The sequence below is a fragment of the Trinickia symbiotica genome (assembly GCF_002934455.1).
Classification (GTDB): domain Bacteria; phylum Pseudomonadota; class Gammaproteobacteria; order Burkholderiales; family Burkholderiaceae; genus Trinickia; species Trinickia symbiotica.
The window spans coordinates 191,858-207,938 of the sequence record NZ_PTIR01000006.1 but is presented as its reverse complement, the minus strand read 5'-3'; the positions used below and the strand labels follow the sequence as shown (position 1 = coordinate 207,938).

At 65.7% G+C, this 16,081-nt stretch carries 11 protein-coding genes; 7 read left to right on the top strand and 4 right to left on the bottom strand.

Going from position 1 to position 16,081, the window contains the following annotated elements; translation table 11 throughout:
• Positions 1-204: 204 nt before the first annotated feature.
• The 5 genes from B0G57_RS11550 to B0G57_RS11530 all read left to right on the top strand — a co-directional run bounded on the left by B0G57_RS11550 (position 205) and on the right by B0G57_RS11530 (position 4,191).
• Entirely contained in the window at positions 205-1,761 is a 1,557-nt protein-coding gene (locus B0G57_RS11550; RefSeq protein WP_018443392.1) for a protein adenylyltransferase SelO, read from the top strand.
• An 87-nt stretch (positions 1,762-1,848) separates the two neighbouring features.
• Positions 1,849-2,298: a peptide-methionine (R)-S-oxide reductase MsrB gene (gene msrB / locus B0G57_RS11545; RefSeq protein WP_018443393.1), complete on the top strand. Its 450-nt coding sequence runs from the start codon at positions 1,849-1,851 to the stop codon at positions 2,296-2,298.
• A 142-nt stretch (positions 2,299-2,440) separates the two neighbouring features.
• Positions 2,441-2,971, top strand: coding sequence for a septation protein A (locus B0G57_RS11540; RefSeq protein ID WP_018443394.1), 531 nt, complete (start codon positions 2,441-2,443; stop codon positions 2,969-2,971).
• 2 nt (positions 2,972-2,973) lie between these two features.
• Entirely contained in the window at positions 2,974-3,312 is a 339-nt protein-coding gene (locus tag B0G57_RS11535) for a BolA family protein (protein WP_026230174.1), read from the top strand.
• A 99-nt stretch (positions 3,313-3,411) separates the two neighbouring features.
• Complete coding sequence (locus B0G57_RS11530) at positions 3,412-4,191, top strand: peptidylprolyl isomerase (protein ID WP_018443396.1); 780 nt, start codon at positions 3,412-3,414, stop codon at positions 4,189-4,191.
• A 96-nt stretch (positions 4,192-4,287) separates the two neighbouring features.
• On the opposite strand, the gene B0G57_RS11525 is transcribed toward B0G57_RS11530, so the two are convergent.
• From B0G57_RS11525 to purL, 4 genes are all read right to left on the bottom strand, one after another.
• On the bottom strand, positions 4,288-6,633 hold the full coding sequence (locus B0G57_RS11525) for a bifunctional diguanylate cyclase/phosphodiesterase (RefSeq protein ID WP_020566517.1): 2,346 nt from the start codon (positions 6,631-6,633) through the stop codon (positions 4,288-4,290).
• Positions 6,634-6,654: 21 nt separating this feature from the next.
• Positions 6,655-7,092 carry a type 2 periplasmic-binding domain-containing protein gene (locus B0G57_RS11520; RefSeq protein WP_018443398.1) on the bottom strand — a complete coding sequence of 146 codons (438 nt, stop codon included), beginning with the start codon at positions 7,090-7,092 and terminating at the stop codon, positions 6,655-6,657.
• An 8-nt stretch (positions 7,093-7,100) separates the two neighbouring features.
• Positions 7,101-8,243: a hypothetical protein gene (locus B0G57_RS11515; protein WP_018443399.1), complete on the bottom strand. Its 1,143-nt coding sequence runs from the start codon at positions 8,241-8,243 to the stop codon at positions 7,101-7,103.
• Between the two features lie 225 nt (positions 8,244-8,468).
• Positions 8,469-12,575, bottom strand: a complete 4,107-nt coding sequence (purL, locus tag B0G57_RS11510) for a phosphoribosylformylglycinamidine synthase (RefSeq protein WP_018443400.1) — start codon at positions 12,573-12,575, stop codon at positions 8,469-8,471.
• 406 nt (positions 12,576-12,981) lie between these two features.
• Between purL and B0G57_RS11505 the strand changes: the two genes are divergently transcribed.
• Together B0G57_RS11505 and B0G57_RS11500 are read left to right on the top strand one after the other, a co-directional pair.
• Entirely contained in the window at positions 12,982-14,283 is a 1,302-nt protein-coding gene (locus tag B0G57_RS11505) for an FAD-dependent oxidoreductase (protein WP_026230177.1), read from the top strand.
• 123 nt (positions 14,284-14,406) lie between these two features.
• Positions 14,407-16,035 carry a bifunctional ADP-dependent NAD(P)H-hydrate dehydratase/NAD(P)H-hydrate epimerase gene (locus B0G57_RS11500; RefSeq protein ID WP_018443402.1) on the top strand — a complete coding sequence of 543 codons (1,629 nt, stop codon included), beginning with the start codon at positions 14,407-14,409 and terminating at the stop codon, positions 16,033-16,035.
• The last annotated feature ends 46 nt before the right edge of the window (positions 16,036-16,081 follow it).

Below are 16,081 nucleotides of genomic sequence, written 5' to 3'. Positions count from 1 at the left end.
GCCGAGTGGCGGCACGAGCGAGCGGCGCGTACGCCTACCGTCGCGCATCTTGCCAAGCGAGCGTTTATTGAGCGTTTACCGCCACGAGATCCGCTCCGGCCACGGCTGGCTTTCGTGCGATTCGGTGGTGCGACGGGCCGTCCGGCTCGGATACGCGTCGCGAAGCGGCCGCTTACAATACGAGGAAGTCGAGAGGTCTCACTCATGTCTTTTTCCGCAACCGTTGCTGAGCCCACCGGGGTGTTGGCGAGATTGGCCGAGTCGTTGGCGGCGACACGCCCTGGCTCGTTCGCGGGTCTGGGCACCGCTTTTTACACGCGTTTGCCTGCCGCGCCGCTGCCCGATCCCTATGTCGTAGGTGTATCGGCCGATGCCGCGACGGCGCTCGGTCTCGATCCGTCGATGGTGAGCGAGCCCGATTTCGCCGCGTTCTTCTGCGGCAATCCGACGCGCGAATGGCCCGCGCAGGCCCTGCCCTACGCGTCTGTCTATTCCGGCCACCAATTCGGCGTCTGGGCCGGCCAGCTCGGCGACGGCCGTGCGCTCACGCTGGGCGAGCTCGAACATCGCGGCGTGCGCAATGAGCTGCAATTGAAAGGCAGCGGGCGCACGCCCTACTCGCGCATGGGCGACGGCCGCGCCGTGCTGCGTTCGTCGATCCGCGAGTTTCTCTGCTCGGAAGCGATGCACCACCTGGGTATTCCGACGACGCGAGCACTTTGCGTGATCGGGTCGGACCAGCCGGTGCGGCGTGAGGAGATCGAAACGGCCGCCGCCGTCACGCGCGTTTCGCCGAGCTTTGTCCGATTCGGACACTTCGAGCATTTTTACGCCGCGGATCGCATCGACGACTTGCGTAAGCTCGCCGACCACGTGATCGATCGCTTTTTCCCGGAGTGTCGTGAAGCGCTGGATCCCTACCTCGCCTTGCTCGGTGCGGCAGTCATTCGCACGGCCGAGCTGATCGCGCAATGGCAGGCGGTCGGCTTTTGCCACGGCGTCATGAACACGGACAACATGTCGATCCTCGGTCTGACGATCGACTACGGACCGTTCGGCTTCGTCGATGCATTCGATGCGAACCACATTTGCAATCACTCGGACACGCAGGGGCGCTACGCGTACCGCATGCAGCCGCAGATCGCGTACTGGAACTGCTTCTGTCTCGCGCAAAGCCTGCTGCCGCTGATCGGCGCGCACCATGACGAATCGGTGCGGGCTGAACGGTCGGTTGCCGATGCGCAACAGGCCCTCGAAACGTTCAAGGCGCGCTTCGGGCCGGCGCTGGAGCGCCGCTTGCGCGACAAGCTGGGCTTGTCCGAAGCGCAGCCCGGCGACAACGTGCTCGCCGACCGCCTGCTCGAGCTCATGCACAAGAGCCGTGCGGACTTCACGGCGACGTTCCGTGGTCTTGCGACGATGTCCAAGCACGACGCGAGCAGCGACGGACCGGTACGCGACCTGTTCATTGACCGTGACGCATTCGATCGATGGGCGGCCGATTACCGCGCGCGGCTCGCAACCGATCCGCGCGACGACGCGGCGAGACGCGAGGCAATGAACCGCGTGAACCCGAAATACGTCTTGCGCAACCACCTGGCCGAAACGGCGATCCGACGCGCGAAGCAAAAGGACTTCTCGGAGGTGGAGCGCCTCTTGACCGTGCTGCGCCGCCCGTTCGATGAGCAGCCCGAATTCGAGGCCTATGCGGCGCTGCCGCCCGACTGGGCTGGCACGCTGTCGGTCAGCTGCTCGTCATAGGGCGCAAGGACCGCACCGCATCCATGCGCCGCTCGCGTGCGTATATGCACCGTGCGGCGAACATGCCAAAACGGAGACATATCGACCATGACTGAACACACCGATCCCCGCGATCTCCCCGAAACGAGCGAAGCGCCCCGTGACGGCTATGCCGTCCGTAAGTCCGACGACGACTGGCGCAGCGAACTCGGCGACGTCGAATACGAAGTCACGCGGCACGCCGCGACCGAACGCCCGTTCACGGGCCGCTACTGGGATCACTGGGAGCGCGGCGTCTACGACTGCGTCTGCTGCGGCACGCCGCTCTTTGAGTCGTCGACGAAATTCGACGCCGGCTGCGGCTGGCCCAGCTACTTCAAGCCGATCAACGGCGAGGTGATCGAAGAGCGGACCGACCGCTCGCATGGGATGCTTAGGATCGAAGTCCGCTGCAAGCAATGCGGCGCGCACCTCGGCCATGTATTCGAGGACGGCCCCGCTCCCACGGGCCTTCGCTACTGCATCAACTCGGCTGCGCTACAATTCGAGCCCAAGTAGCGCGGATCGTACGCTTCGCTGTAATAGCGCGGCCCAAGTCCGCGGGCAGGCGCACGAAATCGTGCGCCTGCCCGCGGCTTTTTGCCGACAATGTGCGTCGAATCCGCCCCGGCCCGAACAGCGAAGCCTTTCGTACAGTCCGATGAAATTTCTCTTCGATCTCTTCCCGATCATCCTCTTTTTTGTGGCGTTCAAGGTCTGGGGCATCTTCACGGCCACGGCCGTCGCGATCGCCGCGACGCTCGTGCAAGTGGCGTGGGTGGCTTTTCGGCACCGCAAAGTCGACACGATGCTCTGGGTCAGCCTCGGCGTGATCGTCGTCTTCGGCGGAGCGACGCTCGTCCTGCACGATCAGAAATTCATCCAATGGAAACCGACCGCGCTGTACTGGCTATTTGCCGCCGGGCTTTTCGTCGCGCGCTACGGCTTTCGCAAGAATCTCATCGAAACGATGATGGGCAAGCAGCTTACGCTGCCGCACGCGGTCTGGGATAAGCTCAATGTCGCCTGGGCGCTCTTTTTCGTTGCGCTCGGCATCGTGAACCTTTACGTCGTCGGCAATTTCACCGAGTCGCAGTGGGTCAACTTCAAGCTCTTCGGTACCACGGGCGCGATGGTGCTCTTCATCGTTGCCCAGAGCCTGTGGCTCGCGAAGTACATGAAGGAGGAGTGACGATGACTGCTGTGTCCGCCGAGCAATTCATGACGGCAACGCCGGCCGAGCGCATCGCGTTCATCGAGGCGCGCATCGGCGCGGCGCTCGAACCGACGCGGCTCGCTGTCCGCGATGACAGCGCGCAGCACGCGGGCCATGCGGGCGCGGCGGCGGGCGGGCATTACACCGTCACGGTGGTGGCGGCCGCGTTCGGCGGCAAGGCGCGCATCGCGCGGCACCGCCTGGTGTATGATGCGCTGGCCGACGTGATGCAGCGCGGCATCCATGCGCTCGCGATCATGGCGTACACGCCCGAAGAGTTTGTACGTTTGCCCGATGCGCCTTCATCGAAGTCATAGATGAAATGTCATAAGCGCCCCCGTATCAGGAAGGAAACAAAAGCACCGGGGGCTGTCTCTTATCGAATCCTTCCCATTTGGAACGCTAGGAAACGTCCGATGATCCATAACAAAACCCGACTTTGGGTATTGCTTGCCGCGTTCGCGGCTGCTCCGGCCTTCGCGCAGAACATTGCCGTCGTCAACGGCACGCCCATTCCGAAATCGCGCGCCGACGCGCTGATCGGTCAGCTCGTGAAGCAAGGCCAGCAAGACAGCCCCCAACTGCAGCAAGCCGTGCGAGACGAGCTCATCAATCGTGAGATCCTCATGCAGGAAGCCGCTCGCGAAGGCATTCCGACGCGCGCCGACGTGAAGGCGCAAGTGGCCGTGGCTCAGCAAACCGTCGTGCTGCGCGCGCTCATCGAGGATTTCGTGAAGAAAAACACGCCGAGCGATGCCGACGTCAAGGCGCGCTACGACGAGCTCGTGAAGCAAGTGGGCGGCAACGAGCTGCATTTGCACCACATCCTCGTGGACAACGAGCAGCAGGCGAAGGACATCATCGCGAAGATCAAGGGTGGCGCGAAGTTCGAGGATCTCGCCAAGCAGTACTCGAAGGACCCGGGCTCGGCCAAGAACGGCGGCGATCTCGACTGGTCGAACCCGAGTGCCTACGTGCCCGAATTCGCCCAGGCGGCCGAGAAGCTGCAGAAGGGGCAGATGACGCAAGAGCCGGTGCACACGCAGTTCGGCTGGCACATCATTCGTCTCGACGACTCGCGGCCCGTCACGCCTCCGCCGCTCGATCAGGTCAAGCAGCAGATTGTTCAGCAGATGCAGCAGGAGAAGCTGCAGTCGTTCGAACAGAATCTGCGCGCACAAGCAAAGATTCAGTAAGCGCCAGGCTGACGTTGGCGGAGCGAAGCGATGCCGCCTTCGGGCGGCATCGTCGTTTTTGCCGATCGCGAAGGCCGCGCCGCGCGGCTGCTTCCATCAAGCATCTTCCCGTGCGCTTGCGACGGTGGGCTGCACCGCCAGCATCGCCCCGATTTCGGCGGGCGTCAGGGGCCGACTGAAGTAGTAGCCCTGAATCTCGTCGCAGCCGTTCTCGCAAAGGAAGTCGACCTGAGCCTGAGTCTCGACCCCTTCCGCAATTACGTTCAAGTTCAGGCGCCGGCTCATCGAAATCACGGCCATGACGATCGCCCTGTCATCCTCACGTTGCGGCAGCTCGCGGATGAACGATTTGTCGATTTTCAGCCGGGCGATCGGCAAATGCTTGAGCGCGCTGAGACTCGAATAGCCGGTGCCGAAATCGTCGATCGAGAATCGAACGCCCATATCCTGCAGCCGCTTCATCGTTTGAACACAGCGGTCCAGATCCTGCATGATGAGGCTCTCGGTCAGCTCGAGTTCAAGGTGACGTGCATCGAATCCGCTGTCCTCGAGTGCGCTAGCCACCGTCTGTGCCCACCCGTCGTGCAGAAACTGTCTGGCCGATACGTTGACCGAGATCCTGACGGGAGGCAAGCCCGCGCGCCGCCACCGCACGCCTTGCCGGCACGCCGAACGCAAGACCCACTCGCCGATCGGCACGATCAGCCCCGTTTCCTCCGCCAACGGGATGAACGTCATCGGCGATATGGGGCCGTCGGCAGGATGGTCCCAGCGCAGCAATGCTTCGACACCCAAGATGTTGCGCGTGCGTGCGTCGACCTGCGGCTGATACACGACGCGAAACTGGTCGCGCGCCAGCGCTTCGCCCAACTGCTTTTGCCGACGCAGGCGATCGCGCAGCCTGGCATTCATCTCCGGGCGATACCATTGGCTATTGTTGCGGCCCACTTCCTTCGCGCGATACATCGCGGCGTCCGCGTGACTCAGCAACGTTTCCGCGTCATTGCCGTCGATCGGATAGCTCGCCATCCCCATGCTGCAGGTGACCTGGTACGTCTGCCCGACCAGTTCGACCGGCTCGGAAATCGCTTCGCGCACGCGCTCGATCGCGAGGTAGGCACCCGGACCATCCGCCGATTCGTTGCCGAGCACGAGCACGAACTCGTCGCCGCCAAGGCGAACGACGGTATCCGCCTGGCGCAGACACGACCGCATGCGGCTCGATACCGCCTTCAGTAACTCGTCGCCGGCACGGTGTCCAAGGCTGTCGTTGATCAGCTTGAAGTTGTCGAGGTCGATGAAGACGACGGTGACGGCGTAGCCGTGCCGTTGCGCGTGCTCCAGTTCCTGATCCAAGCGGTCTCGCAGCAGCGAGCGGTTCGGTAATCCGGTCAGCGCATCGTGCGTCGCCATATGGCGAATCCGTTCCTCGGTCCGCGCGCGGTCGCGCGCGAGCGCCCAGCTCTTCGCACTCAGGATCGCCGTTAAAACCAGCAACAGCATGCTGCCGGCCGCGCTCGACAACACATAGAGCTGCCGATCGCGGCGAAAACGCGACAGCGCCTCTTCGCGAGAAAGCCCGACGATGGCGACGAGCGGGAAGCCGTGCAACGCGCGCACGTTGGTGAAACGTGCGACGCCGGCATCCCAGGGCATGACGCCGGGCTTGCCCGATACGCCGCGGGCGGGCGGCACCGCGACCGCCGCGCCCCACGAAATGTCGTCGCCCACACGCTCCACGCGCATGATGCCGTCCGTGCCAAGCAGACCCAGAAAGCCATGTCGGCCCATTTGAGCGGCGTCATAAGCACTCGCGAAGTACGATGGGTCGACGGTCAACATGACGATGCCCGCGAAGCGGCCGCTCGCGTCCGCAAGTCGTCGGCTGAAGACGATCTCGGGGGCGCCCGAGCCAGCATTGCGCTCGACCTGACCGATGAAAAGCGCATCGCCGCCGTTGCCTGACATTGCCTTGAAGAACGGCTCGCTGCCGACGCGCGGCTCCGGTAGCTTCCGCGAGCTCGCAATCACCTCGCCGCGGCTCGTTGCAATGGCCACATGAAATACGATTGCCGGAGGGAGCATTTGCCTGTCCTCCATCTCTTCGAGCGCGTGGTCCCCTTTCATTGCGTAGGCGTACGCCACCATCTTCAACGTACGGTCGATTTCCGCGAGATTGCGCACAGCCTGCGCTTCATAAGTGTCCGCCAGCTGGCGGCTCGACTCCGCCGCGGCGCTCACCGCTGTCTCATATTCCATGCGGATCGTGTAAGCAACCGAGCACCAGAAGACCAGCAGGAAGATCAGCGTCACGCAGGGAAAGAAAACATAGGCTTCGAGAAAGCGCGGGGGCACATGGCGCGTCGCGCGCCGCGCCATGTCGCGCGCAAGGCCCGAAATACGGGCCTTGCTTACACCTCGAGCCGTTTTCAAGGTCTCCATCTTCTCCGCCATTCGTAGCGGTCAGTGCAGGGTCAGCACTGCTTTCACACTTGAATCCAATTCGCTTCTGTCGATATATCCGATCGCGTTCGGCGACGCGGCAACGATCTTCTTGACGGCCCGAGCGTCCGCTGTCGCGCGCGGCGGCACGCCTCGTCCCGTGAAGATCAGCTTCGGCCAATAAGCGCGCAATTGCGCGAGCGACTTGCCCGCGACGAGCTTGTAGAATTCGGCGCGCCGCGCGTCGTCGTCGTTGTAATCGATCGGCACCACTTCAACGCCATCGGGCAGCTGGCTCATGCGTCCGAGGTAGATATCGGCGACATCGCTCACCGTGAGCGACGTCAGCCGACTTTTCGCCGACACGATGACGACGATCTGCGCGTCGCACACCGTCGCGCAAAGCGCGAGAATTGCGCCGATCAGAGCGCCCGACAGCTTTCGCTTGATCCCGTGCATGCGCGCCCCTAGAAGACGAAGTCAAGGGTGGCGCTGAACACATTCGCCGCGCAGCCGTTGCGGAAGTTCGGCTGCTCGTCGATGAAGAGCCCCGCCGATTGGGCCGGTGTCCAGATGTGTTCGTACTGCACCTTCATGTCGAGATTTTTCGCGAAATCCCAACGCAGGCCCACCGACAGATCCTTTTGCCCAAGGTTCGCGTTCGGGATGACGGTCTGATAGTTGAGCGCATGCTCGAGGGCGTATGTCGCGTACGGCGTGAATTGGCCGAAGCGCACGCCGCCGCTCAGGTAGCCGGCGAGGTAGCCCGGGGTCAGTCGATCGGCCGTCACACGTGCGACCTCGCCTTGCACGAACCAGCGCGGGACGTCGTAACCGATGCCGACGCTGTAGGCCACCGCGGCCGATCTTTGCACGAACGGCGACGAGGTGTATGCGTGAAGGTAGCCGATATGCAGAGTCAGGCTCCGGTACTCGAGCGTGTCCACCACTCCGCCGATGTCCGTCCCCTTGATCTTCGTGCCGCCTGGAGTGATATGGAACGAGGTGCGGCCATAAATGAAATGCAGTGTGTCGACGACGTGCGCAAAGCGCAGCCTGTAAGACGCATCGACGCCGTCGCTGTTCGTGATTGGCTCCAGGTTATAGAGCTCTCCGGGCACGCGTACCCATGGGTTGGCATAACCCACTTCGCGGTAGTCGGAGCTGAGGAAGGTGGGCAGTTCGATCCGTCCTACCCGTACGTTGAAGTCCGGCGTGAACGCGTAGTTCACGTTCGCCCACTCGATCGTCGGCGTGTAGCGGTTATCGTAGTTGTAGCGCGATACGACTTGCACGAGCGCCGTCAGCTTGTCCGTGAACCGGCCCGTGAGCTGGAGCCCGAACTTCGTGTCGCCGGCAAAGTTGAAGTGGCGCGTGTATCCGGCGCCTGCCGGCTGAAATGCGGCGCCCGTGAAATCGGCGGTGTCGAGACTCGAGTGCGCCACGCCGAGCGTGCCGAAGCCGCTCAACGAGAACATCGACGGCAATTCCCCGGCATGCGCACCCCGTGCGGCTGCCAAAAGCGTCAGCGTCAGCGCGGCGGTCTCGAGCGTCAGCTTCGCTGCGCGCGTGATGCCATGGCTGCGGATTGCAGGTCTCTTTCGTCGCACTATTGCGTGGGTCGTTGTGGGCCGCGGCATGTCGGCGCGCCAATGGGACGCGCCTGCCGGGCTCGTTATGTTTCAACTATGTAAACGACCCCGCCTTCCGACTCTTTATCGAATGGCGTGTAAGGATTTTCTTATTCTTGGGTCAGCGCATCGGCCGGCGATGACTGCAAAGGCATCGCCGCGCATGAACGGCGGATAGCGCTGCCGTCTCGCCGTCTCGCCGTCTTACGCGAGCCAGCGCCGTGCGTTGCGGAACACGCGCATCCATGGGCTCGCTTCGCCCCAGCTCTCAGGATGCCAGCTCATCTGCACCGTCCGATGCACGCGCTCCATGTGCGGCATCAGCACCGTGAATCGGCCGTCGGGCGTCGTCACGGACGTGATACCGGCGGGCGAACCGTTCGGGTTGAACGGATAACGCTCGGTGGCTTCGCCGCGGTGATCGACGAAGCGCATCGCCACGTTCGCGCGCGCAGGATCACCTTGCTGAGAGAAGTCCGCGAACCCTTCTCCGTGGGCCACGGCAACGGGAATTCGCGAGCCCTCCATGCCGGCGAAGAAGATCGACGGCGAGGGCTCGATACGCACGAGCGAGAACCGCGCCTCGAACTGCTCCGACTTGTTCCGCGTAAACTTCGGCCACGCATCGGCGCCGGGAATCATCGACGCGAGGCTGCTCATCATCTGGCAACCGTTGCAGATGCCGAGCGCGAACGTGTCGGGCCGGCCGAAGAACGCCGCGAACATGTCGGCGAGCATCGGGTTGAAGCGAATCGTCTTCGCCCAGCCTTCACCCGCCCCGAGCACGTCGCCATAGGAGAACCCGCCACAGGCCACGGCGCCGGCGAAGTCGGCCAGCGTCGCACGGCCCGACAGCAAGTCGCTCATGTGCACGTCATAGGCATCGAAGCCCGCGCGATCGAACGCATAGGCCGTCTCGAGATGCGAGTTCACGCCCTGCTCGCGCAGGATCGCCACGCGCGGACGCGCGCCTTTATTCAGGTACGGCGCCGCCACGTCCTCCTGCGGATCGAACGCCAACTGCGGCGAAATGCCTGGGTCCGCCGCATCGAGCAACGCGTCGTATTCGGAATCGGCGCAAGCCGGGTTGTCGCGCAATCGCGCGATGCGCCAGCTCACTTCCGTCCAGGCGCGCTGCAATTCGGCGCGCGGCGCATCGTAGATCTTCTTCGCGTCGCGATAGACCTCGATGACGTCGCGCTCGTTGAGCTTGCCGATCACGTGCGAGCAAGCCGAGAGCCCATGCTCGCGTAGCACGCCGAGCACGTTGTCGCGCTCGGCTGCCTGCACCTGGATCACCGCGCCGAGCTCTTCGGCGAAGAGCGCGTGCAACGTGCGATCGTCGCGCCGCCCGCTAGTCTGCTTCGCCCAGTCCTTCGCATCGCCATAATCGAACTCATGGGCGGCATCGAGGGTGAGCATGTCGACGTTCAGCGATACGCCCACGTGTCCGGCGAACGCCATCTCGCAGACGGTTGCCCACAAGCCCCCGTCCGAGCGGTCGTGATAGGCGAGTATCAGGCCCGCCGCATTGAGCGCCTGAATGGCGGCGAAGAAGCGTTTCAGATCCTCGGGATCGTCGACGTCGGGCACGCTGTCGCCGACTTGCTGCGTCACTTGCGCGAGGATGCTGCCGCCGAGCCGCTGCTTGCCGCGGCCGAGATCGATCGCGATCAACACCGTATCGCCGGCTTCGCCGGATCGACGGAGCTGCGGCGTCAAATGGCGGCGCACGTCGTCGACGGGCGCAAATGCGGAGATGATCAGCGAGACGGGCGACGTCACTTCCTTCGCGACGCCCTTCTCGTCCCATTTCGTCTTCATCGACAATGAATCCTTCCCGACCGGAATGCCGATTCCGAGCGCCGGGCAAAGCTCCATGCCGATCGCCTTCACCGTATCGAAGAGCGCGGCGTCCTCGCCGGCGCTCCCGCATGCGGCCATCCAGTTCGCCGAGAGCTTGAGCTTGTCGAGGGACGCGATCGGCGCCGCCGCGATGTTCGTGATCGCTTCGCCGACGGCCATGCGGCCCGATGCCGGCGCGTCGATGACGGCGAGCGGCGTGCGCTCGGCCATCGTCATCGCCTCGCCGCGGAAACCGGCGTAATCGACGGCCGTAATCGCACAGTCGGCCACCGGAACCTGCCAGGGCCCGACCATCTGATCGCGCACGCTCGTGCCGCCGACGCTTCGATCGCCGATCGTGATCAGGAACGACTTGCTCGCGACGGTCGGATGCTTGAGCACCGAGACGGCAAGCTCGGCGAGGGACAAGCCTGTAACGTCGACGGGCGCGCGCTCGGCCGCCACGCGTTCGACGTTGCGATGCATGCGCGGCGGCTTGCCGAGCAGCACCTCCATCGGCATGTCGACGGGACGTCCCGCGGCTCCTTCGGCCTGCGTATCGATGAGTTGCAACTGCCGCTCCTCCGTCGCCACGCCGACGACCGCGAGCGGACAACGCTCGCGCGCGCAGATCGCTTCGAACGTGGGAAGATCGGCCGGTGCAATCGCGAGGACGTAGCGTTCCTGCGCTTCATTGGACCAGATCTCACGCGGCGACAGGCCGCTTTCCTCGAGTGGGACCTGGCGCAGCTCGAAGCGCGCGCCTTTGCCCGCACCATCGACGAGCTCGGGAAATGCGTTCGAGAGTCCGCCGGCGCCGACGTCGTGAATGCTCAGGATCGGATTGCTTTCGCCAAGCTGCCAGCACGCGTTGATGACTTCCTGCGCGCGCCGCTCGATCTCGGGATTGCCGCGCTGCACCGAGTCGAAATCGAGCTCGGCCGTGTTCGCGCCCGTCGCCATCGAGCTCGCCGCGCCGCCGCCCATGCCGATCCGCATGCCGGGCCCGCCGATCTGAATCAGCAGCGTACCGGCCGGCAGGTCATGCTTGTGCGTATGCGCCGCCGAGATGTTGCCGATGCCGCCCGCGATCATGATCGGCTTGTGATAGCCGCGCACCTGGCCGCCGACGTTCTGCTCGTAGACGCGGAAGTAGCCGCCGAGGTTCGGCCGCCCGAATTCGTTGTTGAATGCGGCCCCGCCGAGCGGGCCGTCGATCATGATTTGCAACGGCGACGCGATCCGGTCGGGCCGCCCGTAGGCGGAGTGCTGCTCGGCCGGATTGCGCGAGGCCGGCGGTAAGGCGGCGTCGCGCGCGTTTTCCCACGGCTCGACGGCGCCGGGCAGCTCGAGATTCGACACGGTGAAGCCCGTGAGGCCCGCTTTCGGGCGCGCGCCGCGGCCCGTCGCACCTTCGTCGCGAATCTCGCCGCCGGCGCCCGTGGCGGCGCCCGCGAACGGCGAAATCGCAGTCGGGTGGTTGTGCGTCTCCACCTTCATGAGCGTATGCGTGAGCTCGACGTGACGCCCGTAGCGCTCGTCAAGCGCACCGCCGGCGCGTTCGGCGCCGGTGGTGCCTTGAGCATCCCCAGCGCGCGCCTGCCGCGGGAACCAGCGCTCGGCCGCCCCCCCTTCCATGATCGCGGAGTTGTCCGAATAGGCGACGATCGTTCCCTGCGGGCTCAACGTCTCCGTGTTCTTGATCATCTGGAACAGCGACGTGTCCTGCGGCTCGCCGTCGATCGTCCATTGAGCGTTGAAGATCTTGTGGCGGCAGTGCTCGCTGTTCGCCTGCGCGAACATCATGAGCTCGACGTCGCTCGGGTCGCGGCCGAGCTTCGTGAAGGCATCGACGAGATAGTCGATCTCGTCTTCGGCCAGCGCGAGGCCCAGCTCAGTATTCGCGCGCTCGAGCGCGCCGCGCCCATGCGCGAGGATGTCGACGGTTGACAGAGGCTTGGCAGGCAGCTCGTCGAAGAGATGCAGCGCCTCGTCGCGTGCGCGCACGACGCTTTCGGTCATGCGGTCGTGCAGCGCGACCGCGACAGCCGCACGCGCTTCGTCGGTCAAGCCCTTACTGCCGCCAACGCCCAAAAAGCCGGTCTTCAGCATTACCGTGTATTCGATTCCGCGCTCGATGCGGCGCAAGTGCGTGAGGCCGCAGTGATGCGCGATGTCCGTTGCCTTGCTCGCCCATGGTGAGACGGTGCCGAAGCGCGGCACGACGAGAAAGGTCTCGGTGGCGCCGCGCCCCTCGCCCGTCGCGAACGGCGTGCCGTAGTGCACGAGCGCCTCGATGCGCGCAGTGTCCTCGGAGGTGAGCGGCGTCAATGCGTTGACGAAGTGCAGATATTGGCCGCGCACGCCGACGATGTTCGGATCGATGCGGGCAAGCGTCTCGAGCAGGCGGGTTTGACGGAATTCGGATAGCGCCGTAGCACCGGGGAAACACGAGAAGTGGGCCATGAAAAGACGTGGGCGTCGTTGAGTCGCGCTTAGCGCCGGGCGGACGATCGGGCTCAGAACCGATCCCTCTTGCGCATGCAGACGACGTGATGCGAAGGAAGACCGAGATTATACCCGGAACTCGGCCCCCAATAAGCCAAGCCGTCATGCGCGGCAGCTCGTCCGCGCACGCCGACGCTTGCAAGCGTCGACGGGCCATGCCCGCTCTCGCGTGGGCACCCTGCTTTCGCCTGCGCAGGCGAGGCGCATCGCCCGTTTTGGCGCTATGATGCGCGGTTTGCTTCACCGGCGCCGCATGGCCAACGCGATCGTTGCACGGGGCGCGGCGCCGGCCGTCGGACACGACGCGATCGAACGCGGCGTGCGGCGGCTCGCGGCAGGTTGCAGCGCATCGAAAGAACCATTCATGGATGTCATCGTCATAGGCGGCGGAATCGTCGGGGTCGCCACCGCATATCAGTTGCACGCGGCGGGCCACCGCGTCTGCGTCATCGAGCGTCATGCAACCGTCGCACAAGGTGCCACGTACGGACACGGCGGCGCGGTTCTGCCGACGCCGCTCGACGTCTGGTTCGGGCCGACCTTCATGAAAACGGCGCGCGCGCCGCGCGGCGGGATCGTCTACAAGCCGGGGTTCGACTCGGCCACGCGACGCTTCATGCAACGTCTCGCACGGCTCGCCGAGCATGACGCGTTTTGCGCGCAATACCGGCGGCTCAAGCCGCTCGTCGACGTCGCCCGCGAAACGATGGAGGCCATCGAGACGCGTCTCGGCCTCGATTTCGAGCAAACGAGCGGCGTCCTGCACGTCGTGCGCCATGCGCGCGACTGGGAAGAGGCGCAAAGCGCGCTCGACCTGCTCCGCGAGTTCGAAGTCAGGCATCACGTGCTTTCGGCCGACGAATGCGGCGAAATCGAACATTCGGTGCCGACGGACCCCGCTTTCGCGGGCGGCGTGCTCTTCCAACAGGAGCGGATGGCCAACTGTCCGCTCTTCACGAAGCTGCTCAAGCAGTCCCTCGAAGACGAAAGCGGCGTTCACTTCAAGTTCGGCCGCGCGGTTGCGACGCTGCGCTTGGATAACGCGCGCGCCGCCGTCGAACTGGCTCCCGCCGAGGGCGAGCGCTCGAGCTCGCGCGACGTCGATGTCGTCTCGGCCGACGCGATCGTCGTGGCGGCGGGCGCGGGCAGCCTCGCGCTCATCGAGCGCTCGGGGCTGCGCCTGCCGCTGCATCCTGCCCGCTTGTTCGCGCTGACGGCGCCGATCGCCTACGAGGAGCGGGCCCCGCATCTCACCGTCGTCGATACGACGAAGCGCATCACGATGACGCGCGCGAATCAGCGCGTGCGCGTGGCGGGCGCGGCCCTCGTGCAGCCGGAGCGCGACGTGGCGAAGCCGCCGGCCGAGCCGCTTGCGAAGGCGGCGACGGCCGCTCTCGCGCAGGCCACGCACGACTGGATTCCCGGCGCCGCTCGAATTTCCGCGGCTCATGCATGGGATGGCATCAAGCTGCTTTCGCCGGACGGCCTGCCCGTCGTGGGCCAGGCGCTGCACCCGCGGCTCTTCCTCAATTTCGGGCACGGGCCGGCCGGCTGGGGGCTTGCCTGCGGGTCTGCTAAAGTGATCGCGGATCTCGTGAGCGGCACCGCGCCCGGCGTGCCGCCCGATACGTTGGCCGCGCTGCGCGCCGATCGTTTCGTCGACTGAGGCGGCGCGGGCGGATCCAACCCCGGCGCCCCGGCGCCTTGCATGCGCTGTGCATGTCATGGCGTCGAAGTCACGTCGCCCGGCGCAATGCCGCGCCGATCCTCAACGCCCGCTCGCCCGACCATGACCGAAGCCGCCTCTCGCCCCGCCTCTCCCGTCTTCGTCAATCCCCACGAGCGGCCCTTGCCGCTTTACACCGTTGCCGAGCTGCGCGCGATCGAAGCGCGCGAGGGCGCGCGCTTGCCGGCCAACACGCTGATGGCGCGGGCCGGCGCGGCCGCGGCGCGCTGTCTGCTCGAACTGGCCGAACATGACGGCTCGCTCGCGGCCGGCCGGACGGTGTGGCTCGCGGCGGGGCCCGGCAACAACGGCGGCGACGCGCTCGTCTGCGCGACCGAGTTGCGTAAGGCCGGCGTCGACGTCGAGGTCTGCATGCCAGTCGAGGTCAAGCCCGACGATGCCCGCTGGGCGCTTGCCCGCGCCCGCGCGGCCGGCGTGCCCATTTCGGCTGGCGCCCCCGTCTCGTTCGATGGCTACGGCTGGCTCGTCGACGGCCTGTTCGGTATCGGGCTGGCCCGCCCTCTCGAAGGCCTCTTCGCCGAGTTGGCTCAACGGATCGCGCAAGCGGCCGGCGCCGGAAAACCCGTGCTCGCGCTCGACGTGCCGAGCGGCCTCGACAGCGACTCGGGCAACCTGGTGGGCCATGGCCCGGCCGTCCGGGCAACGCACACGATCACGTTTCTCGGCGCGAAGCCGGGCCTTTACATGACGCACGGCCGCGACCTCGCGGGCGAGATCGCCGTCGCGCCGCTCGGCGTCGAGGCGCACGACGGCACCGCCGCCGCGCTGCATCCCGCGCCCGCCGGTACGGCCGGCACAGCCATCACGTTGCTCAACGCGCCCGCCCTGTTCTGCGCCGCCTTCCCGCCACGCGCGTTCGCCGCGCATAAGGGCACGTTCGGAAGCCTCGCCGTCGTCGGCGGCGATACGGGCATGTGCGGCGCGCCGATTCTGGCCGCGCGCGCGGCGCTCCATGCGGGCGCCGGCAAAGTGCACGTGGCCTTCGTCGGCGCGGGCTCACCGCCTTACGATCCGCCCCATCCCGAGTTGATGCTGCATCCGCTCGATTCGGGGCATGCGTTCGCGCTCGAAGAAATGGACGCGCTGGCGCTCGGCTCCGGGATGGGTCGACGCGCTATTGCGGCCGAGATTCTTCTGAAAGCGGTAGAACTGGATGTGCCGAAACTTTTGGACGCCGACGCGCTCAATCTCCTCGCCGACGATGAGAAGCTTGGCGCCGCGCTCGCCGCGCGGGGCGCGGCCGGCCACGTCTGCGTGCTGACTCCGCATCCGCTGGAGGCCGCCCGTCTCATCGGTGTCAATGCGGCGGCTGTCCAGCGCGATCGGCTCGCCGCGGCACGCACGCTGACTAGCCGCTTCGGCGCCGTCGTCGTGCTGAAGGGCGCCGGAACCGTCGTGGCGGCGCCCGATGGCCGTACCGCCGTCAATCCAACCGGCAACGCCGCGCTCGCCACGGGGGGGACCGGCGACGCGCTCGGCGGCATCATCGGCGCGTTGCTGGCGCAACGCCTGCCGGCTTACGAGGCTGCGCTGGCGGGCGTCTACCTGCACGGGCTCGCGGCCGATACGCTCGTCGCAGGCGGCGCCGGACCCGCGGGCCTCACGGCCAGCGAACTCGCGCCCGCGGTACGCGCCTCGCTCAATCGCCTGATCTATCCGGCCCGTGGGTAGCGACCCCGTCGCCCCGCCAATTTGACGGCGGCTTGCGGACGATGCT

What these genes read in the sequence shown, in the direction of transcription:
- B0G57_RS11550 (WP_018443392.1), top strand. Translation starts at nt 205, where the DNA reads ATGTCTTTTTCCGCAACCGTTGCTGAGCCCACCGGGGTGTTGGCGAGA.
- B0G57_RS11505 (WP_026230177.1), top strand. Translation starts at nt 12,982, where the DNA reads ATGGATGTCATCGTCATAGGCGGCGGAATCGTCGGGGTCGCCACCGCA.
- B0G57_RS11535 (WP_026230174.1), top strand. Translation starts at nt 2,974, where the DNA reads ATGACTGCTGTGTCCGCCGAGCAATTCATGACGGCAACGCCGGCCGAG.
- msrB (WP_018443393.1), top strand. Translation starts at nt 1,849, where the DNA reads ATGACTGAACACACCGATCCCCGCGATCTCCCCGAAACGAGCGAAGCG.
- B0G57_RS11500 (WP_018443402.1), top strand. Translation starts at nt 14,407, where the DNA reads ATGACCGAAGCCGCCTCTCGCCCCGCCTCTCCCGTCTTCGTCAATCCC.
- purL (WP_018443400.1), bottom strand. Translation starts at nt 12,575, where the DNA reads ATGGCCCACTTCTCGTGTTTCCCCGGTGCTACGGCGCTATCCGAATTC.
- B0G57_RS11530 (WP_018443396.1), top strand. Translation starts at nt 3,412, where the DNA reads ATGATCCATAACAAAACCCGACTTTGGGTATTGCTTGCCGCGTTCGCG.
- B0G57_RS11520 (WP_018443398.1), bottom strand. Translation starts at nt 7,092, where the DNA reads ATGCACGGGATCAAGCGAAAGCTGTCGGGCGCTCTGATCGGCGCAATT.
- B0G57_RS11525 (WP_020566517.1), bottom strand. Translation starts at nt 6,633, where the DNA reads ATGGAGACCTTGAAAACGGCTCGAGGTGTAAGCAAGGCCCGTATTTCG.
- B0G57_RS11540 (WP_018443394.1), top strand. Translation starts at nt 2,441, where the DNA reads ATGAAATTTCTCTTCGATCTCTTCCCGATCATCCTCTTTTTTGTGGCG.